This window comes from Borborobacter arsenicus (assembly GCF_003934165.1).
In the GTDB taxonomy this organism is placed as follows: Bacteria; Pseudomonadota; Alphaproteobacteria; order Rhizobiales; family Rhizobiaceae; genus Pseudaminobacter; species Pseudaminobacter arsenicus.
This window is the reverse complement of record NZ_RKST01000015.1, coordinates 1-19,192: the sequence shown is the minus strand read 5'-3', so window position 1 is coordinate 19,192 and position 19,192 is coordinate 1. Positions and strand designations below refer to the sequence as shown.

Below are 19,192 nucleotides of genomic sequence, written 5' to 3'. Positions count from 1 at the left end.
CCATGGCCGCAATTCCCCCTGTCTGCGATTTCGGATGGCCTGCGGTCGACGCCACCCTGCCCGGCGTGGATGGCAAAAGCCATGCGCTGTTCGATATGGCCGGGCCCAACGGCCTGGTCGTCGCCTTCATCTGCAACCATTGCCCCTATGTGAAATCGGTCATCGGCCGCATCGTGCGCGACGCAAACGACCTGAAGACGGAAGGGATCGGCTTTGTGGCAATCAATTCCAACGACGCCGACGCCTATCCGGAAGATTCCTTCGACAAGATGAAGCTGTTTGCCACCACGCATCAGTTTCCCTTCCCCTATCTTCAGGATGAGGACCAGTCAGTCGCACGTGCCTATGGCGCCGCCTGCACGCCGGATTTCTTCGGCTTCAACGGTGAACTCACACTGCAATATCGCGGCAGGCTCGATGCCTCGCGCAAGGAAGCCGACATGCCCGGCCTGCGCCGCGATCTCTACGAGGCGATGAAGCATGTTGCCCGCACCGGCAACGGCCCCGTCGACCAGATCGCCTCCATCGGCTGTTCCATCAAATGGAAGGAAAGCGCATGAGCGCCGACACTAACAAGCTTCCCGACGCGCCACGCGCCATCCTGTTCGATCTCGACGGGACTTTGGTTGACTCGGCGCCGGATATAGCAGCATCCGTCAACGAGCTTCTTGCCGGGCGTGACCTGCCGCCGCTTTCCTTGGCGCAGGTCAAATCGATGATCGGCAACGGGCTGAAGAAACTCGTCGAGCGGGCTTTCGCAGCTTCGCAAACACCGCTCACCAAAGCCGAACTGGAAGATGCCAGCGCGGAAATGGCGGCGATCTATCGCAACCATCTGACCGAACTGACCGAACTGATGCCGGGTGCGCAGGAAACGATCGCACAGCTTCACGTCGCAGGCTTCGCGCTCGGTGTGGTCACCAACAAGCCGCAGGTGGCAACGCGCCAGATCCTGCTGCATTTCGGCCTGACCGACCGGCTTGGCGTGATTGTCGGTGGCGATGCCGTAAGCCACATGAAACCGGCACCGGACTCACTGCTGCTGGCTTTGGAACGCCTTGGAGTCGAGCCCGCAATGGCGCTGATGGTCGGAGACAGCGTAACCGACTTCGAGGCTGCCCGTGCAGCCGGAGTGCCGGTTGCGCTGGTGCGCGGCGGCTACAGCAAGGTCCCGATCGACGATCTCGGCGCGGACCTGGTTTGCGAGAGCCTTCTGGATCTGCCCGCAATATTGCGCCAGCGAGAGAACGCCGCCTGAAACGGGACAGGCCGAGCGCCTTGGCGCTCAGCCCATAGGTCGCGGATTGTTACTGCGAAAACTGCTTCAGATAGGCGATGACATTGGCGATCTCGTCGTCCTTCTTCAGGCCGGCAAACGCCATCTTGGTGCCCTTCACCATCGCCTTGGGGCTGTGAAGATATTCGGTAAGGGTTTGCTCGTTCCATACAAGGCCGCCCTCGCCTGCTTTCACCATCGCGGGGGAATATTTGTACCCTTCATGGGTGCCGGCGGTCTTGCCGAGGACGCCCTTGAGCGACGGACCCACCTTGTTCGTATCGTCTTCCGCCGTGTGGCAGGCCTTGCACCTGGCAAAGACCTTTTCGCCGGCGGCGGCATCCTGCGCCTGGGACTGGCCGGTGGCCAGAAACGCAACGGAGATGGCAGCTAGAAATACAGTAGAGCGCATGGTTTCCTCATTAAATGTCAGGGTGCCCTGAACAACGGATACAACACCGTTCCCGCTGCTGTTGGATATGCTGTGCGGGAGCGCTAATTTTCAGGTCATATGCGGCGAAGTTGCGACACCGCTTAGACGCGACAAGCTAGGCCTGGGCGGGCGGAAGTCAATCGTACCAAGGTGCAGACAGCCGCGGCAGGGGGTCGCGCCAGGTTGTCGGACCAGCCGTTTTTAGTGTCTTCATTGACGCAACTGCACCGAACGCGTAGCTTCGAGAGTTCTTCCGGCGGCACCCCGGAGAATGAATGCTGGCCTGCCACATTCCGTGCGCTCGTGTTTCCACATTGGTCGCAACGAAAGGTGCTGAAGATGCTTATGGTCGATCTGATATTGACGGTCTGCCTCGCTTCGAACCCGAGCCAGTGCCGGGACGAACATCTTTATTTCGAAAGCCGCGGCTCGCTCACCCAATGCATGTTCCTGGCGCCGGGCGAAATCGCAAAATGGTCGATGGAACATCCAAAGCACAAGGTCACACGCTGGAAATGTGCATATCCGGACAGGGGACGGACCATCTGACCGTCGCAGAGGAGTCTCGCTTGTCTCGGAACCAGGTGCACACACCATGATGTTTTCCCGGCGCAGTGCTCTTCGATTGGCTGGACTTGGGGCCGCAACCCTTTTTGCACCCGAATCCGGTCTGGCCGCAGACAAGGTCCGGGTCGGCGTGCTGAAATTCGGCACCGTCAGCTGGGAACTTGACACGCTGAAGCATCACCGCCTCGACGCCGCAAACGGGATCGACCTGGAAGTCGTCTATTTCGCCGGCGAGGATGCAACCAATGTGGCGATGCTTGCCGGCGCCATAGATGTCATCGTTTCGGACTGGATTTGGGTGTCGCAGCAACGCTCGGCGGGCAGCGACGTAACCCTCGTCCCGTTTTCTTCCGCCGTCGGCGCAATCATGGTGAAGGGCTCCTCGCCGATCAAATCCCTCGCCGACCTGAAGGCACGCAAGATCGGTGTCACTGGCGGACCGCTCGACAAAAGCTGGCTTCTCATCCAGGCAGTTGCCAAACGCGACCACAATCTCGACCTGACGGCAAACAACGAGATCGTCTTCGGCGCCCCGCCCCTTCTGTCCGAGAAGGCACTGGAGGGCGAACTCGATGCGGTGCTGAATTTCTGGCATTTTTGCGCGCGCTTGGAGGCAAACGGCTTCCGCCGCCTCTTCGGTGCCGACGATGCGGCACGGATGCTTGGCGCGACAGGGTCAGTCTCGGCACTGGGATATGTCTTCCATGACGGATGGGCTCGCGAAAATCCGTCCGCCGCCATGGGTCTGGTCAAGGCATCGCGCGCGGCCAAGCATATCCTGGCGACGTCTGATGAAGAATGGCTGCGCCTGAAGCCGCTTATTCGTGCGGACGGCGCGGAACTTGAAAAACTGCGCGACCGCTATCGCGAGGGAATTCCCACACGCCCGATCGCTGAAGAGCAGGCCGATGCCGCCCTGCTCTACCGGGTGCTGGCCCAGATCGGCGGAGAAAAGCTTGTCGGCCAGACGCCAGAAATGGCGCCCGGCACCTTCTGGCCGGAATTGATCGAATGAGGCAGGAAACCACTGGCGAGGGCGAGCATGCCGGCCGAACCACGTCGTTCAGTCCGTTGCTTCGCGCACTGACACCGGGACTGACCATCGCGGTGTCGCTCCTGGTTTTATATCTCTCGTGGAGCTTCGCGGCCGCCGCCTGGCCAAGCCGGGCGTTCCCGCCACCAGATCGGGTCTGGCAGACCCTCCTCAACGAGGCCGCCAGTGGCGAACTTGCCTATCATCTGGGCGCGACACTTGCCCGCGTGGCCGCTTCCTTCATTCTGGCGATGGCCATCGGCTCTGCCATCGGTATCCTGCTCGGCACCTATCGCCGTGCTGACCAGTTCTTCAATGCCTGGGTCATCCTCTTCCTCAATATTCCAGCCTTGGTCATCATCGTGCTTGCCTATATCTGGTTCGGCCTCAACGAGGTTGCGGCGATCGGCGCGGTGGCGGTCAACAAGATCCCCAACGTCATCGTCACCATGCGGGAAGGTGCTCGCGCCCTTGACCGGCGCTACGGGGAAATGGCCTTCGTCTACCGCTTCAGCCGGCTCGACCGCTTCCGCCATATCCTTCTGCCGCAGTTGCAGCCCTACTTTGCCGCGGCATCCCGCTCGGGCATTGCGCTGATCTGGAAGATCGTGCTCGTCGTCGAATTGCTCGGCCGCTCGAACGGCGTCGGCTTCCAGATCTACCTCTATTTCCAGCTTTTCGACGTCGCCGCGATCCTTGCCTATACGCTGGCCTTCGTGGCCATCATGCTCCTGATCGAACTTCTTCTGGTGCAGCCCTTTGAACGACATGCAACCCGTTGGCGCGGCCGCCCCGCTTAGGGTCGACATCGCCGAAAAGACCTTTCGCTCGGCGGAGGGCATTGCCGTGAAGGCGCTCGAAAATCTGTCCTTCGAGGTCCGGCAGGGCGAGTTCGCCTGCCTGCTCGGGCCATCGGGCTGCGGTAAGACCACGACGCTGCGCATCCTGCTGGGACTGGATCAGGATTTCAAAGGCTCGTTCGAACTGCCTACTAGCGAAACAGGCCGCATTGCAGCGGTCTTTCAGGAACCCACACTGCTGCCCTGGAGGACGCTGGAGCAGAATGTCAGGCTTGGCTTGCCAAAGGCGCGCAGGAACATCGATCTGGACTGGCTGTTCAAGGCGCTTGGCCTTGTCTCGGTTCGCTCTCTCTTTCCAGCCGAACTGTCACTTGGCCTTGCCCGGCGGGCAGCGCTCGCTCGGGCTTTCGCGACCGAACCCGCCATTCTGCTTCTCGATGAGCCCTTTGTCTCGCTGGATGAGCAGACCGCCTCGCGGCTGCGCTATCTGCTGCTCGACATCTGGTCCGCCCGGCCAACGACGGCGCTGATGGTCACCCACAATGTGCGCGAGGCGCTGATGCTGTCCGACCGGATCATCGTCCTGTCGGCACGGCCGGCGCATGTTCTGGGCTATTTTGACGTCAGGCTGCCGCGCCAAAGCCGCAACCCGCAGGTCATGAGCGATCTGGCGCGCTCGTTCAGCCAGAAATTTCCGGACGTGATGTGATGGTGCGAGGAATGGCATTCGATACGTCACGAAGACAGGTCGTGAAGGGGTTTGCCTGTCTCGGTATCGGCGCAACGCTGCCTTTGTGCTGCGGTGGAACCTGGATACAGGCGGTGGCTGCCGAATCCTTCACGCTGACCGAAATTGTCGACGGCGTTCATGTCTTTACCGGCGCAAACGAATTGATGAACGAGGCCAATCATGGCGCAATCTGCAATCTCGGCATCGTCATCGGCGACGATGCGGTGGCCGTCATCGACAGCGGCGGCAGCATCGTCGAGGCTGGCGCTTTCCTCGCCGCAATCCGTGGAATAACCGACAAGCCGATCCGGTATCTGGTCAACACCCATATGCATCCCGACCACATTTTCGGCAATGCGGTATTCCGCGATGCCGGCGCGACCCTGATCGGACATCGCAACCTGCCGCGTGCGCTGGCCGCGCGTGGAGAATTCTATTTGCGCAGCTATCGCAACCAGATTGGCGCGACGCTGATGAAGGGCGTGGAGATTATCGCCCCGACCATGCTGATCACGGACCGGCAGGAACTCGACCTCGGCGGCCGCAAGATCGAGTTGCGAGCGTGGAAGCCTGCCCACACCGACAATGACCTGACGGTGTTCGACCCGGCGACGCAGACGCTTTTTGCCGGCGATCTGGTGTTTCTGGAGCATCTGCCCACTCTCGACGGCTCGCTGCTCGGCTGGCTTGGGCAAATGGATGAACTGGCGGCGATCAAGGCTGCGCACGTCGTACCCGGGCACGGCACGGCACCTGCCTCTTGGCCGCAGGCGCTGCAGCCGCAGCGCCACTATTTCGAGGCGTTGGCACGGGACCTGCGCAAAGCGATAGAAGATGGCACGCCCCTGGCGGAAGCGGTTGGAACCGCCGCATCGAGCGCGCGAAGCGATTGGCAACTGTTCGATGAATACAATGAACGCAACGCCACCGCAGCCTATGCCGAACTCGAATGGGAATGATGGCGAAGGCTCAGGCGCCGGTTTGCCAATCCGGCGGCCAGGAGCTATGATTTACATGCCAGGGCGCCACCTTTTCACTCGGTGGAGGCATGAAATGAAAGCTGTTCGGCAGGACCGGCGGCCTATGGCCGGCACGGCATCCAAGATGGCTGCGGCGCTTGCTCTTGCAGCGTGCATATGCGCGATGCCGAGCTTGGCTTATTCGCAGGCGGCGAACGCACCCTCCGAAAAGATCTGGAACGAATTGAAGACGGACGTCTTCGAAGACCGCACGATCCAGTCGGACACCGGTCTGATACGCATAGAGGCACCCAAGCGCGCGCAGGATGCAGCCCTTGTCCCGGTCGATATCTTTATCGACCCGGCAAAATTTCCCGGTGGGATAAAATCCCTGACATTGATCGTCGACGTCAATCCGTCCCCGGTTGCCGCGACATTCCAGTTTGGCGAAAATTCGGGCGTGACGCATCTGTCGACCCGCCTGCGTGTCGACGACTATTCCTATCTGCGCGCCATCGCCGAGACCGCGAATGGCGAGCTTCACATGGCGCAAACCTACGTCAAGGCCTCGGGCGGATGTTCGGCGCCGGCGGTGAAGAACCAGGATGAGGCAAACAGAACCATGGGGCAGATGAAACTGCGCCAGTTTGCCGAGCAGGATTCACAGACCGGCAAGGGCCGGGAACTGCAGTTGATGATCCGTCACCCCAACAATTCGGGCCTGCAGAAGGATCCGCTGACGCAATACTTCATCCCGCCGCACTTCATTCATAAATTGTCCGTGTCGCAGGACGACCGGCCAATCCTCAGCATGGAAGGTGGAATTTCGATTTCGGAAGACCCGAATTTCCGGTTCGACTACACGCCCGACGGCAACGGCGAAATCCGGGTCGAGGCGGTCGATACCGATGGCAAGGTATTTCGCGATCAATGGCCGCTGGAGGCAGCCGGCCTCTGATTTTTGCAGACAGTTGTTAAGCCGGCTTCTGGCTTGCTCTAAAAGCAGCGGACATCGGCTTCCGCCTGCGCGCGCTTCAATTCGGTGGTGGCGGCTTTTGCCGGGGCGCTCTCGCGAAACAGCCCGCTCGCTTCGCCCGACATCTGCGCCATCCGCTTGAATGTCTCGGCCCGGACGTAATGGTCATAGGGAACGATCGAGGCAATCACGTCGATCGAACAGGAACAGCGTTCGAGCATGTCCCGTGTCTCGCCGTTGGACTTCATGCAACCATAGACGTAATCGGCAAGAGCCGAAGTGGGGTAGTCGCTGGCAGCAAGGGACGAGGACCCCGCTGCCGCCACCATGCCGGCGGCCAGAACAATTCTCAATGCTGAAACCATGGTCTTGATCCTCCGAAGTGCTCCAGTTGGCAACAAGCCGACGGGCTGGTCAACCTGCCATATAGGACCAAAGGAGGAAGGGGCCGCGCTCTTTCAAGGCGACGCGTGACAAGCGTGCGAACGGCAGTGGATCATGATGTTGCTTGGCTGTCACCCACTAACAGTGACTCTGAAGGCAATGTCGAAAACAGGTCGCGGTGGAGGCGCATAAATAAAATAAAGATATGTAACAGTTAGAATAACTTAAAATCCCCTCCCTAATAGCTATTATCGTGAGTTTACTCGCCTAAACTCAAAACACAAATCCCTGTTTATACATGAAATTTTCTCAACTAAGTAAAGCTCAACTTATATTGCAGCGCAACATGGTGAAAGCCGTTTCTGCTTGCCTTACAAAAATTTATGACATAGCCTTCCCTTGTTTCCGGCTTCAAGGGCGTCACCGTCACTAGGGAGCGGCGACTGTCTTTCGTAGGCCAAGCGAGTTGGGCAGTAACGGTGCCCTCTGCCCGTCTGGCTTAGGTCGTGACACGCTGCCGGAAATACTTCCCACACATGAATCGCATGGGCGAGCCCTATGGGCTCACCCCAAGCTTCGTGAATGTGAACCCCGGGAGGATTTCAATGCGTGTACTCAGGAAAACTGCCTATCTTCTGACGACCGCTGCATTCTTGACATGCGGCGCAGTATATACAGCGTCGGCCAATGAGGACTTGGCCAAACTTGCGGCGGATGCCAAGAACTGGGCGATGCCAACGGGTGATTACGCCAACACCCGCTTCTCAAAACTGAACCAGATCACCAAGGACAATGTGAAGGATCTGCAGGTCAAGTGGACATTCTCCACCGGCGTGCTGCGGGGCCATGAAGGCGGGCCGCTCATCATCGACGACGTCATGTATGTCCATACGCCGTTCCCAAACATCGTCTATGCGCTCGATCTCAATAATGACGGCAAGATTCTGTGGAAATACGAGCCCAAGCAGGATCCGAACGTTATCCCCATAATGTGCTGCGACACGGTCAATCGCGGCGTGGCTTATGGCGACGGCAAGATCATCCTGAACCAGGCGGACACCACGGTTGTGGCGCTTGATGCAAAGACCGGCAAGGTTGCATGGTCGGTCAAGAACGGCGACCAGATCGACGGCAGCAAGGGCGAATCCGGAACGGCCGCGCCGATGGTCGTCAAGGACAAGGTCATCATCGGCGTGTCGGGTGCCGAGTTCGGCGTTCGCGGCTGGACCGCAGCCTACAATCTCAAGGATGGCTCTCTGGCATGGAAGGCCTACTCCACCGGACCGGATGCGGAAATGCTGGTGGACCCCGAAAAGACCACTCACCTCGGCAAGCCGATCGGCGCGGATTCCAGTCTGAAGTCCTGGGAAGGCGAGCAGTGGAAGACCGGTGGCGGCACGACCTGGGGCTGGTTCTCCTATGATCCGGAACTCAACCTGATCTATTACGGAACCGGCAACCCATCGACCTGGAATCCGGTGCAGCGCCCTGGCGACAATCGCTGGTCGATGACGATCATGGCCCGCGACGCCGATACCGGCATGGCCAAATGGCTCTACCAGATGACCCCCCACGACGAGTGGGACTATGACGGCATCAATGAGAGCATTCTGGTCGACGACATGGAGGTAAACGGCGCCAAGCACGACGTTCTGGTTCACTTCGACCGTAACGGCTTTGCCTATACGCTGGATCGGGCCACTGGCGAGCTTCTCGTCGCCAAGAAGTACGACCCAGTCGTGAACTGGGCTACCGAAGTCGTCATGGACAAGGACAGCGACCAGTACGGCCGTCCGCAGGTCGTGGCGCAATACTCGACCCAGCAGAACGGTGAAGACACCAACACCACGGGCGTATGCCCGGCGGCGCTCGGCACCAAGGACCAGCAGCCGGCTACCTATTCGCCAAAGACCGGTCTGTTCTACGTTCCGACCAACCATGTCTGCATGGACTACGAGCCCTACCGGGTGAGCTACACCGCCGGACAGCCCTATGTGGGCGCCACGGTGTCGATGTATCCGGCGCCCAACAGCCACGGCGGAATGGGTAACTTCATCGCCTGGGATGCGGCAAAGGGTGAGATCGTCTGGTCCGTTCCCGAGCAGTTCTCGGTGTGGTCGGGCGCGCTTGCGACAGACGGCGATGTCGTCTTCTACGGCACGCTGGAAGGCTACATCAAGGCGATCGATACCGACGGCAAGGAACTCTACAAGTTCAAGACCCCGTCGGGCATCATCGGCAACATCACGACCTACGAGCATGGCGGCAAGCAATATATTGCCGTTCTGTCGGGTGTCGGTGGTTGGGCCGGCATCGGCCTTGCCGGTGGTCTATTGTCGCCCGACAATGCAGCGGCGTGGCACGGCGCGGTCGATCAGGGCCGTGAACAGGGCGACGAGTCGCAGGTTGTCGGAACGGCCGGCCTCGGTGCCGTTGGTGGTTACGCCGGCCTTGCCGACTACACCACGCTTGGTGGCCAGTTGACCGTCTTCGGGCTTCCGGACTGATCTGGAAGTGAGTTGGCAGGTGCCTGCCCAGGCAGGCACCGATACGAGAACCCGGATCCGGGAACTTCTTCCGGGTTCTCGCATTCGCATCCTTATATCTCGCTACGGGCGCCCTCAGAGGCGTGGCGTTCCTTTGTGGCACGTTCAACTACGAGGTTTTGAATGACAGTTCGCATCGCACTTCCGGCTCTCGCCCTGCTCCTGCTTGCCACCGGCGGCCTTGGCATGGCCCAGGCAGACAACAAGGAGGCTGCAGCCATCGCCTCTGACGAGGACGGAAAATATTTCGATGCCGAAGGCAATCCGACCTTCAAATTCGAGAATGGCACCGTCGATTGGTACACGTTCAGCGGCTACCGCCGCTATCACTCCGATTGCCATGTCTGCCACGGCCCGGATGGGGTTGGCTCCAGCTACGCGCCGGCCCTGGCCGAGTCCTTGAAAACCATGGATTACGGGACCTTCATTTCCATCGTCGCCGAGGGCCGCAAGAATATCGGCGCCGGCAAGGAAAGCGTCATGCCGGCCTTCGGCGACAACAAGAACGTCTATTGCTACATGGACGATCTCTATATCTATCTGCGCGCCCGTGCCGTCGGCGACCTGCCGCGAGGCCGTCCGCCCAAGAAGGAGGACAAGCCCGAAAGCGCCAAGGAACACGAAGCGTCCTGCATGGGTGGATGAAGATGTCACCTCGAAAAGCCAACGCATTCAAACGGATAGCAACCGCGGCCATATTCTCTGCAACCTTGCCCGGCCTGGCTCTTGCTCAGGGCGCAGGGCTCGGGGCGGCAGGAGAACTGGTGGATCCGGATGTGCTGCGTGTTTGTGCCGATCCGTCCAACATGCCGTTCACCGACAAGAACGGCCAGGGTTTCGAAAACAAGCTGGCAGAAATGGTCGCCGCCAAACTCGGCCGCAAGTCGGTTTCCTACACCTGGTTTCCGATGGTGATGGGTTTTGTGCGCCAAACGCTGAGGGCAAATCGCTGCGATATCATCATGGGCTACGCCCAGGGCGATGAGCTGGTGCAGAATACCAATGCCTATTATCGCTCGTCCTATGTCCTGGTCTATCCGAAGGGTGGCGGGTTGGATGGGGTCGAAACGATCGAGGACTCCCGACTGGCGGGCAAGAAGATCGGCGTCGTCGAGGCCACGCCGCCAACCGCGAACCTGGCCGCCGCCAAGCTCATGGGCAATGCGAAAGTCTATCCGCTCACGGTCGATACCCGCATTGCGCCTTCGATGGCCGAACTGATGGTCAAGGACATGCTCAAGGGCGTCATCGATGCGGCTTTGGTCTGGGGACCGATGGCCGGATACTACGTCAAGGATGCGAAAGCGGATCTGGTGATCGTGCCGCTGGTCAAGGAGAAGACCGGATCGCGGATGTCTTATCGCATCACCATGGGCGTTCGCCCTTCCGATCAGGAATGGAAACGCACGCTCAACGATTTCATCCGCGAGAACCAGGACGAGATCAACAAGCTGCTGCTCGAATACAATGTGCCGCTGCTGGATGAGCAGGACAAAGTCATAACGCAATAGAGGTCAATGCCGGCGGGGGACGCCGGCTTCCGGGGCGAAACGCCTGAACCATGACGAGAAAGGGAGCGATCGTGCTGTTCGTTGCGGGCCTTCTAAGCTCGATGCCGCCATTGGCTTTCGCCGGTGGTCCGGCTGAGCCGGAAAGCTTTCGGATGGACGAATACCGTGCCCCGGTGCCCACCACCCTTGAGGGCGCGCGCGTCGTGACAACGGCGCAAGCCGAAAGTCTGTGGCGCGAGAGGAAGGCGATGTTCTTCGACGTCATGCCGCATACGCCCAAACCGGCCGATCTGCCGGCCGGCACGATCTGGCGCGACAAGGTCAGGAAGGACATTCCGAGAAGCGTCTGGCTGGCCAATGTCGGTTACGGCGCGCTTACCAAAGAGCAGACCGAGTATTTCCGCGACAGCCTAGCGACCCACACCGGCTCCGACAAGTCGCGCGCCATAGTGTTTTATTGCATGGCTGACTGCTGGATGTCGTGGAACGCCGCCAAGCGGGCAGTGGAATGGGGTTACAGTTCGGTGATCTGGTACCCGTCAGGCGCGGATGGATGGGAGGAGGCCGGCCTGCCGTTGGAGGAAATCAAGCCTTACACCGCCACCAAATAGTCACTTCCTTGTGTAATATTGATAGTTTGAGTCAGGTTAGGTTTCGAAGTATAGTTTACGCGTTTTCAGGACCTGTTTTTTCGTTTGTCCATTTGGACGAGCCCTGCCGCAATCGCGGCACGGGTTGACGGACGACGGAATCGGCCTCGGCAACGGGCCGGTAGCTAGGAGGAAGACATGAAGAAAAGCTGGACTAAGCCTGCAATGTGCCAAGTAGCGGCGGGCATGGAAATTTCCCGGTATCTGCCGGCTGAAATTACTCCCAAGAAGTAGGCCGCAAGGCGCGTGCTGCCGCTCGCGGCGGCGCGCGCCACTTCGCCAACACCATGCACATCAAGATCATCGGATCGGCAGCCGGCGGCGGCTTCCCACAGTGGAACTGTAATTATCGGCTGAGCCGCGCTGCGCGTGACGGCGTGGCTGGCGTGCAACCCCGTACCCAATCCAGTCTGGCCGCATCCGCCGACGGACATGGGTGGGTTTTGTTCAACGCTTCGCCCGACATCCGCCAACAGATCGCAGCCACTGCGCAATTACAGCCTCAGACCGGCTCACCCCTGCGCTCGACCCCGATCCGGGCAATCGTATTGACCAATGGCGATGTCGACCACATCGCCGGCCTGCTCAGCCTGCGCGAACGCCAGCCTTTTGCCATCTATGCGACCAGCCAGGTGCTGGCCGCGCTCGACGCCAATTCGATCTTCAACGTGCTGGATCCGGAAATCGTGCCCCGCCGCACCCTGGATATTCCGGGTGAAACCGACATAGAGGACGCGGAAGGAAACGCGACCGGCATTCGCGTCGAGGCCTTTGCCGTGCCGGGAAAGATCGCGCTCTATCTGGAGGATGCGCGGCGGCCGGATGCCAATTTCGGCTCGGACGAGGGCGACACCATTGCCGTGCGGCTGGTCGGCGACACGCCGGAGAATTCGGCCTTCTACATTCCGGGCTGCGCCCGCATCGACAACGCCCTGCGCAATCGGCTGGCCGGTGCCGCATGCCTGCTGTTTGATGGCACCCTTTATACCGACGACGAAATGATCACATCAGGCGTCGGCACCAAGACCGGCGCACGCATGGGCCATATCGCCATGTCGGGCAAGACGGGTTCGATTGCCGGGCTGGAAGGCGTGCCGATCTCGCGGCGCATCTTTGTCCACATCAACAACACCAATCCGGTGCTCGACGAAAGCTCGGCCGAGCATGCGGCTGTCCAGGCGGCCGGATGGGAAATAGGCTTTGACGGCATGGAGGTTGAACTGTGAGCGATTTCCATGACGCGGCAAAAGGCGGGCTTTCGGCAGCGCAACTCGAAGCCGTTTTGCGGCAGGTCGGTGCCGAGCGCTATCATAATCTGCATCCCTTCCATCACCTGATGGTGAGCGGCGCGCTGTCAAAAGGACAGATGCAGGCCTGGGCGCTCAACCGCTATTGCTATCAGGCGGTGATCCCGCGCAAGGACGCCATGATCCTGGCGCGCGCCGAAGACCCCGCCTTCCGTGCGGAATGGCGCAAGCGCATCGAAGACCACGACGGCGAGGACGGCTGGAGCGGCGGCATCGCCAAGTGGCTCAAGCTAGCGACAGGACTCGGCCTTGACGCCAATGACGTCATCGGCGAGCGGCTGGCGCTGCCTGCCACCCGCTTTGCCGTCGGCGCCTATCTCGCCTTCTGCACCAACCGCACATTGCTGGAGGCCGTCGCCTCCTCGCTGACTGAACTGTTCTCGCCCGTCATCATCGGCGAGCGCGTTCCCGCAATGCTGGCCAAATATGACTATGTCACCGAGGACACGCTTGCCTATTTCAAGGCCAGACCCGAACAGGCTTCACGTGACGCCCAGTTCGCACTTTCCTATGCGCTGAAACATGCCGACACGCCCGAGCGGCAGCAGGCAGTAATCGATGCATTGGTTTTCAAATGCGATATATTATGGGCGATGCTCGATGCGCTGATGCAGGCCTATGGCGAAGCGGGGCACATCCCGCCCGGCGCATTCCGTCCGGAGGACAGAAAGTGAGCACGCCGCGCACAAGGGCGATCGTCTCGCAGGATGCACGCCCGACGCTGCCGCACCATATCCGCATCCAGTTCGATCCGGTGCGCCAGGCTTGGGCCGTGCTTTCGCCGGAGCGCGTGTTTTGGCCGAACGATGTCAGCCTCGACATATTGCGTCTGTGTGACGGTCGCTCGACCGTTGCGGCGATCACGGACCGCCTCGCAGCGGAATATGACGCCGATGCAAAGGATGTCGCCGCCGATGTCCATGACTTCCTGCAGGAATGGACCGACAAACTGCTGGTGAAGCTATGAGCGAACCTCTCCTGCCCCCGATCGGCATGCTGGCCGAACTGACACATCGCTGCCCGCTGCAATGCCCCTATTGCTCGAACCCGACCGAGCTTCTGAAAGCCAATCGCGAACTCGATACGCAAAGCTGGCTCGATCTGTTCGATCAGGCCGCTGACCTCGGCGTGCTGCAGGTGCATCTTTCCGGCGGAGAGCCGACGCTGCGCCGCGATCTCGAGCAAATGGTGGCAGGGCTTTCCGCACGCGGCGTCTACACCAATCTGATCACTGCCGGTGTCGGCATAGCCGAGGGGCGGATCCGCGCGCTTGCCGAAGCCGGGCTCGACCATGTGCAGCTCAGCATCCAAGGCGCGCGTGCGGCCACCACGGAGCGCATCGGTCATTATCGCGGCGGCCATGAAAAGAAGCTGGAAACGGCCAGAAGGGTACGGGTTGCCGGCCTGCCCCTCACCATCAACGCGCCGATCCACCGCCACAATATTGAGGAAGTGCCCGAATTCATCGAACTTGCGCTCTCGCTTGGTGCCGAGCGGCTTGAAATCGCCAATGTGCAATATTCCGGCTGGGCGCTGGTCAATCGCGATGCGCTGATGCCCGACCGCGCCTCGGTCGAGCGGCAGATCGAGGTCGTGGCGCAAGCGCAGGAGAGGCTGCGCGGCATCATGAATATCGATTTCGTCACGCCCGACTATTTCGCCACCTATCCCAAGCCCTGCATGGGCGGATGGGCACGCGATGCCTTCATGGTGGCGCCGGACGGAACTGTCCTGCCATGCCATGCCGCGCACACGATCCGGACGCTGACATTCGAACGTTTCGGCGAGCGCTCGCTTGCCGACATCTGGACGAACTCGCCCGCCTTCAACGCCTTCCGCGGCACCGACTGGATGCAGGAGCCCTGCCGCAGTTGCGAGCGCCGCGAGATCGACTGGGGCGGCTGCCGCTGCCAGGCCATGGCAATTGCCGGCGACCCGGCGGCAACCGATCCGGCTTGCATAAAGTCTCCGATCCACGCGCGCATGGGGATGCTTGTTGCCGATGCGATGGCGGCGGCCAAGGCCGAAACGGCGGGCAATGCGACCGCCGAACCCTTCGTCTACCGCCGCATCACCACGGTTTCGGAACCTGCCTCATAGTCAGGTTCCTACTATGGATTTCGACCCCCTCACCGGTTTGCTTCGCAAACCACCTCTCCCCCGCTCGACGGGGGAGAGGATACGCCGTCCGCAACGCTGGCACTCATCCTCTCCCCTTTTGAGGGGGAGAGGTGCCGAGCAAAGCGAGGCGGTGAGGGGGTCGGTCAACGCCATATGCAATTGACCTCCCGCTGCCGAGCAACGCTCACAGCAGAAACGGATTGCTGCGCCGCTCTTCGCCGAAGCGCCCGCCGGGGCCATGGCCGCAGATGAAGCCGATCTCGTCACCGAGCGGCAGCAGCTTTTCCTTGATGGAACGGATCAGCGCCGCATGGTCGCCGCCGGGCAAATCGGTTCGCCCGATCGAGCCGCGGAAGAGCACATCGCCGACATGGGCGAATTTCGCGGTCCGGTTATAATAGACGACGTGGCCGGGGGCGTGGCCGGGGCAATGCAGCACCTCGAAGACATGATCCCCGAAGGAGACCGCTTCCCCCTCGGTGAGAAAGCGGTCGGGGCTGCAATTGCGCACACCGTCGGGCAAGCCGAAACGTACCGCCTGATTTTCCAGATTGTCGAGCAGGGGCCGGTCGTCCTCATGCGGGCCGATGATCTCGACGCCAAGCCTGTCCTTCAAATCCATGGCGCCGCCGGCATGGTCTATATGGCCATGCGTCAGCCAGATGGCGGATATCCGGATTCCCTTGGCCTCGATCGCGGCAAGAATCTGGTCGATATCCCCACCCGGATCGACGACCACGCCCGACAGATCGGTCGCGTCGAACAGGATTGTGCAGTTTTGCTGGAAGGGAGTAACCGGCACGATCACCGCATTGAGCTGGCCCATTGTTTTCCTTTCGTCTCAAGCTGCTGCTCATTTAGAGGCTTTCGCAGCTGTAAGGAAGCATCCGCAAAAGCAAACGGGCGACCCATTGGCCGCCCGTTGAAATTTCAAGAAAATCTATCAGCGCTTGTTCATCGCGCCCATGACCGCGCCGACGATCGCGGTCAGCACACCGCCACCCACCACGCCGCCGGCCGCGTCACCGAGCACTCCCGAGAGTGCCCCCGCGACATTGGGATCGCTCAAAACATTCGTCAAAATCTGGCCGCCGGCAACACCGCCGATGACGCCGGATATAACTTTGACTGCCGCACTCATCGCCGCCTGCTTGAGTGCCGCACCCACTCCAAGGCCGCCGATGGCGCCGGTCACAGCTTGTATGATGATAGGGAGAAGCGCTTCCATTTTACTATCCCTCCAACAGTAAGGCCGACTCGCGCCGAGCCGACCTGCTCATCAGAAACCGAACTGTCGGAAAGTCAAATGCAATAGCGCTAAAATGCCGCAGGCAGATCGCGTTCTACCTGCGGCAGCAAGCTTCAGATCAATCGGCTGTGCGTCCAGTCGGACGCACAAAGATCTTATTCCGCCGCGATGGCGTGCTTGGGCTGAACGGCAGCGGTGTAATCGTTCATCAGTGTCTTGGAGACCTCGCCGACCTCGAAACGATACGGCCCGATCTCGGACACAGGCGTCACCTCCGCAGCCGTACCGGTCAGGAAGCACTGCTCCAGCCCGTCCAACTCTTCCGGCATGATCGTCCGCTCGATGACCTCCAGGCCGCGCTTGCGGGCAAGCTCGATCACGGTCTGGCGGGTGATGCCATTGAGGAAGCAGTCGGCCTCCGGCGTGTGGATCTTGCCGTCCTTGACGAAGAAGATGTTGGCGCCGGTGGCTTCCGCGACGCGACCGCGCCAGTCGAGCATCATCGCATCGGCATAGCCCTTGGCTTCGGCGGCATGCTTGGAGAGCGTGCAGATCATGTAGAGGCCGGCAGCCTTGGCGCGCGACGGCGCCGTGCGCGGATCGGGCCGACGATACTCGGCCATGTCGAGGCGGATGCCCTTGAGCTTCTGTGCCGGGTCGAAATAGCTCGGCCACTGCCAGATGGCGATGGCGCAGTTGATGCGGCTGTTCTGGGCCGACACGCCCATCTGCTCACTGCCGCGCCAGGCGATCGGGCGCACATAGGCGTCCTGGAAGCCTTGCTTCTTGAGCAATTGGCGGCAGGCCTCGTCGATTTCGGCAACCGAATAGGGAATCTTGAAGCCGAGTATATTGGCCGATTCATGCAGGCGCTCGGTATGTTCGGTCAGCTTGAAGATTTCGCCGCCATAGGCCCGCTCGCCTTCGAACACCGCGCTCGCATAGTGCAGGCCATGGGTGAGCACATGAATCTTGGCGTCGGCCCATTTGACAAATTCGCCATTCATCCAGATGAAGCCATCCATCTGATCAAAAGGAACGGATGCCATGAAATCCTCCTGCGGGTCTTGCCCGCGCATATTAAAGTCAGGGTGCAAAGTCGCGCAGGGCGGCTCTTGGATTGAAATTTAGGCCTATGAGGGTGGAATGGCAAACTCAGGAAATTCCGTGAAAACCGCTTGGAATTTACCTTTTCGTTCGCAATCCGCCGAAAACCTTGCCAAAAGTTACCAATGCCCCCAAAATATGTCAACATGGCTGACATAAATTTACGAGTTCGCTAAACGTGATGTCGAAACACAATGGCGCCAGCGCCGAACCTATCCGCACGGCGATAACCAATGATGACGGCATCGACCTGTCGATCATCGAGCTGTTGTTCTTCGCCTACCGGGATTTCACTTCCGACCCGGACCACATCCTGGCCGGCTACGGGTTCGGGCGCGCGCATCATCGTGTGCTGCACTTTGTAAATCGCATGCCAGGACTGACGGTTGCCGAACTGCTGGACGTGCTCCAGATAACCAAGCAAAGTCTGGCGCGCGTTCTCAAGCAGCTCATCGACACAGGCCACATCGTGCAGCTCCAGGGCCCACGAGATCGGCGGCAGCGCGAGCTTTACCCGACCGCAAAAGGACGTGAGCTGGCGCTGGCATTGGCGCGGCCACAGTCGCGCCGCATCCATGCTGCATTGGAAAATGCCCAACCTGCCGAACGCCAGGGGATCGAGAGCTTCCTGAAAGCGATGGTCAACCCCGAATGGAGAGTGCAGATTGATAATCTGCCCGCAAACACGCGAGGGAAAAGCCATGGAGACGAATGACGTCATTGACAATCCTACCGCTCCGGACGACGACGCTCCGCATCTGCTTGTCGTCGATGACGATACGCGGATCCGCAATCTTCTGAAGCAGTATCTGAGCGAGAACGGCTTTCGCATCACCGTTGCCGGAACGGCGGCGGAAGCCCGCCGCAAGCTTGCGGGACTGGATTTCGATCTGCTGATCCTGGACGTGATGATGCCGGGCGAAAGCGGCGTCGACCTGACGAAGTCGCTGCGCACCGAAAAGGAAGTGCCGATCCTGATGCTGACTGCGCTGTCCGAGACCGACAGCCGCATCACCGGACTGGAAGCTGGGGCTGACGACTATCTGCCCAAGCCCTTCGATCCGCGCGAACTGATCTTGCGCATCAACAACATATTGCGTCGCGGCGGCCCGGCCACGACACCGAAAGTCGAGCAGCTGGTCTTCGGGCCCTATACCTTCCAGATCGCGCGGCGGGAGCTGAAGAAGGGCGGCGAAACGCTGAAGCTCACGGATCGCGAGCAGGAAATCCTGGCGATCTTTGCCGAACGCGCCGGCGAAACCATACCGCGCCATGAACTGGTCGCCGGCGAATCCGATGTCGGCGAGCGTACCATCGACGTGCAGATCAACCGGCTGCGCCGCAAGATCGAGCGCGACCCGTCCAATCCTATCTGGTTGCAGACTGTCCGTGGCATCGGCTATCGCCTCAGCATCGAATAGACAGGCTAGGTGACCGACTCATAAGTTCGCAGCCATATGCGGATTGACGCGAGCTGGACGGATGCGAGGAAATTGTCGTCACGCTTGTCGTATCTTGTGGCCACCGCCCTGAAGTGTTTGAG

General features: G+C 60.3%; 23 protein-coding genes and 1 pseudogene. 18 read left to right on the top strand and 6 right to left on the bottom strand.

Translation table 11 applies throughout. The features are described from left to right. Nucleotides 1–2: 2 nt before the first annotated feature. Nucleotides 3–560: a thioredoxin family protein gene (locus EET67_RS16855; RefSeq protein ID WP_128627368.1), complete on the top strand. Its 558-nt coding sequence runs from the start codon at nucleotides 3–5 to the stop codon at nucleotides 558–560. Further along, entirely contained in the window at nucleotides 557–1,258 is a 702-nt protein-coding gene (gene gph / locus EET67_RS16850; protein ID WP_128627367.1) for a phosphoglycolate phosphatase, read from the top strand. The genes EET67_RS16855 and gph overlap by 4 nt, the downstream gene beginning before the upstream one ends. Nucleotides 1,259–1,307: 49 nt before the next feature. Here the strand turns inward: gph and EET67_RS16845 are convergent, their stop codons facing one another. Beyond that, on the bottom strand, nucleotides 1,308–1,688 hold the full coding sequence (locus EET67_RS16845; protein WP_128627366.1) for a c-type cytochrome: 381 nt from the start codon (nucleotides 1,686–1,688) through the stop codon (nucleotides 1,308–1,310). 204 nt (nucleotides 1,689–1,892) lie between these two features. On the opposite strand from EET67_RS16845, the gene EET67_RS26110 reads away from it, so the two are divergent. The 6 genes from EET67_RS26110 (at nucleotide 1,893) to EET67_RS16815 (ending at nucleotide 6,756) form a co-directional block, all read left to right on the top strand. Further along, nucleotides 1,893–2,258, top strand: coding sequence for a hypothetical protein (locus EET67_RS26110; RefSeq protein ID WP_245450973.1), 366 nt, complete (start codon nucleotides 1,893–1,895; stop codon nucleotides 2,256–2,258). A gap of 46 nt (nucleotides 2,259–2,304) precedes the next feature. Further along, nucleotides 2,305–3,291, top strand: coding sequence for an ABC transporter substrate-binding protein (locus EET67_RS16835; protein WP_128627365.1), 987 nt, complete (start codon nucleotides 2,305–2,307; stop codon nucleotides 3,289–3,291). Then, on the top strand, nucleotides 3,288–4,109 hold the full coding sequence (locus tag EET67_RS16830) for an ABC transporter permease (RefSeq protein ID WP_128627364.1): 822 nt from the start codon (nucleotides 3,288–3,290) through the stop codon (nucleotides 4,107–4,109). Before EET67_RS16835 ends, EET67_RS16830 begins: the two co-directional genes overlap by 4 nt. Beyond that, nucleotides 4,078–4,818 (top strand): ABC transporter ATP-binding protein, encoded by a 741-nt coding sequence (locus EET67_RS16825; RefSeq protein ID WP_128627502.1) that lies wholly within the window; start codon nucleotides 4,078–4,080, stop codon nucleotides 4,816–4,818. The genes EET67_RS16830 and EET67_RS16825 overlap by 32 nt, the downstream gene beginning before the upstream one ends. An 11-nt stretch (nucleotides 4,819–4,829) precedes the next feature. Beyond that, nucleotides 4,830–5,798 (top strand): quinoprotein relay system zinc metallohydrolase 2, encoded by a 969-nt coding sequence (locus EET67_RS16820; protein WP_128627363.1) that lies wholly within the window; start codon nucleotides 4,830–4,832, stop codon nucleotides 5,796–5,798. Nucleotides 5,799–5,892: 94 nt separating this feature from the next. After that, nucleotides 5,893–6,756 (top strand): quinoprotein dehydrogenase-associated SoxYZ-like carrier, encoded by an 864-nt coding sequence (locus EET67_RS16815; protein WP_128627362.1) that lies wholly within the window; start codon nucleotides 5,893–5,895, stop codon nucleotides 6,754–6,756. 38 nt (nucleotides 6,757–6,794) lie between these two features. On the opposite strand, the gene EET67_RS16810 is transcribed toward EET67_RS16815, so the two are convergent. After that, nucleotides 6,795–7,139: a hypothetical protein gene (locus tag EET67_RS16810; RefSeq protein WP_128627361.1), complete on the bottom strand. Its 345-nt coding sequence runs from the start codon at nucleotides 7,137–7,139 to the stop codon at nucleotides 6,795–6,797. 624 nt (nucleotides 7,140–7,763) lie between these two features. On the opposite strand from EET67_RS16810, the gene EET67_RS16805 reads away from it, so the two are divergent. From EET67_RS16805 to pqqE, 8 genes are all read left to right on the top strand, one after another. Continuing rightward, on the top strand, nucleotides 7,764–9,665 hold the full coding sequence (locus EET67_RS16805) for a methanol/ethanol family PQQ-dependent dehydrogenase (RefSeq protein WP_128627360.1): 1,902 nt from the start codon (nucleotides 7,764–7,766) through the stop codon (nucleotides 9,663–9,665). 162 nt (nucleotides 9,666–9,827) lie between these two features. Then, nucleotides 9,828–10,349: a c-type cytochrome, methanol metabolism-related gene (locus EET67_RS16800; RefSeq protein ID WP_128627359.1), complete on the top strand. Its 522-nt coding sequence runs from the start codon at nucleotides 9,828–9,830 to the stop codon at nucleotides 10,347–10,349. Nucleotides 10,350–10,468: 119 nt separating this feature from the next. Continuing rightward, nucleotides 10,469–11,215 carry a substrate-binding domain-containing protein gene (locus EET67_RS16795; protein ID WP_342634670.1) on the top strand — a complete coding sequence of 249 codons (747 nt, stop codon included), beginning with the start codon at nucleotides 10,469–10,471 and terminating at the stop codon, nucleotides 11,213–11,215. 50 nt (nucleotides 11,216–11,265) lie between these two features. Then, nucleotides 11,266–11,826: a PQQ-dependent catabolism-associated CXXCW motif protein gene (locus tag EET67_RS16790; RefSeq protein WP_128627357.1), complete on the top strand. Its 561-nt coding sequence runs from the start codon at nucleotides 11,266–11,268 to the stop codon at nucleotides 11,824–11,826. Nucleotides 11,827–12,152: 326 nt separating this feature from the next. Then, complete coding sequence (pqqB, locus tag EET67_RS16780; RefSeq protein ID WP_128627355.1) at nucleotides 12,153–13,091, top strand: pyrroloquinoline quinone biosynthesis protein PqqB; 939 nt, start codon at nucleotides 12,153–12,155, stop codon at nucleotides 13,089–13,091. After that, nucleotides 13,088–13,846: a pyrroloquinoline-quinone synthase PqqC gene (gene pqqC / locus EET67_RS16775; protein ID WP_128627354.1), complete on the top strand. Its 759-nt coding sequence runs from the start codon at nucleotides 13,088–13,090 to the stop codon at nucleotides 13,844–13,846. The genes pqqB and pqqC overlap by 4 nt, the downstream gene beginning before the upstream one ends. After that, on the top strand, nucleotides 13,843–14,139 hold the full coding sequence (gene pqqD, locus EET67_RS16770; protein WP_245450971.1) for a pyrroloquinoline quinone biosynthesis peptide chaperone PqqD: 297 nt from the start codon (nucleotides 13,843–13,845) through the stop codon (nucleotides 14,137–14,139). Before pqqC ends, pqqD begins: the two co-directional genes overlap by 4 nt. After that, nucleotides 14,136–15,272, top strand: coding sequence for a pyrroloquinoline quinone biosynthesis protein PqqE (pqqE, locus tag EET67_RS16765; protein WP_128627352.1), 1,137 nt, complete (start codon nucleotides 14,136–14,138; stop codon nucleotides 15,270–15,272). Before pqqD ends, pqqE begins: the two co-directional genes overlap by 4 nt. A gap of 205 nt (nucleotides 15,273–15,477) precedes the next feature. Here pqqE and EET67_RS16760 read toward each other — a convergent pair whose 3' ends face one another. The 3 genes from EET67_RS16760 to EET67_RS16750 form a co-directional block, all read right to left on the bottom strand. Continuing rightward, a complete protein-coding gene (locus tag EET67_RS16760) occupies nucleotides 15,478–16,119 on the bottom strand; it encodes an MBL fold metallo-hydrolase (protein WP_128627351.1) in 642 nt (213 codons plus the stop codon). A 117-nt stretch (nucleotides 16,120–16,236) separates the two neighbouring features. After that, entirely contained in the window at nucleotides 16,237–16,521 is a 285-nt protein-coding gene (locus tag EET67_RS16755; RefSeq protein WP_128627350.1) for a hypothetical protein, read from the bottom strand. A 176-nt stretch (nucleotides 16,522–16,697) separates the two neighbouring features. Continuing rightward, complete coding sequence (locus EET67_RS16750) at nucleotides 16,698–17,591, bottom strand: branched-chain amino acid aminotransferase (RefSeq protein WP_128627349.1); 894 nt, start codon at nucleotides 17,589–17,591, stop codon at nucleotides 16,698–16,700. A 239-nt stretch (nucleotides 17,592–17,830) separates the two neighbouring features. On the opposite strand from EET67_RS16750, the gene EET67_RS16745 reads away from it, so the two are divergent. Next, nucleotides 17,831–18,364 carry a MarR family winged helix-turn-helix transcriptional regulator gene (locus tag EET67_RS16745; protein WP_128627348.1) on the top strand — a complete coding sequence of 178 codons (534 nt, stop codon included), beginning with the start codon at nucleotides 17,831–17,833 and terminating at the stop codon, nucleotides 18,362–18,364. Beyond that, the gene (locus EET67_RS16740) at nucleotides 18,351–19,070 is read left to right on the top strand and encodes a response regulator (protein WP_128627347.1); all 720 of its coding nucleotides are present in this window, start codon (nucleotides 18,351–18,353) and stop codon (nucleotides 19,068–19,070) included. Before EET67_RS16745 ends, EET67_RS16740 begins: the two co-directional genes overlap by 14 nt. 5 nt (nucleotides 19,071–19,075) lie before the next feature. On the opposite strand, the pseudogene EET67_RS16735 reads toward EET67_RS16740, so the two are convergent. Then, a pseudogene (locus EET67_RS16735) lies at nucleotides 19,076–19,192 on the bottom strand (IS5/IS1182 family transposase); the annotation flags it as partial.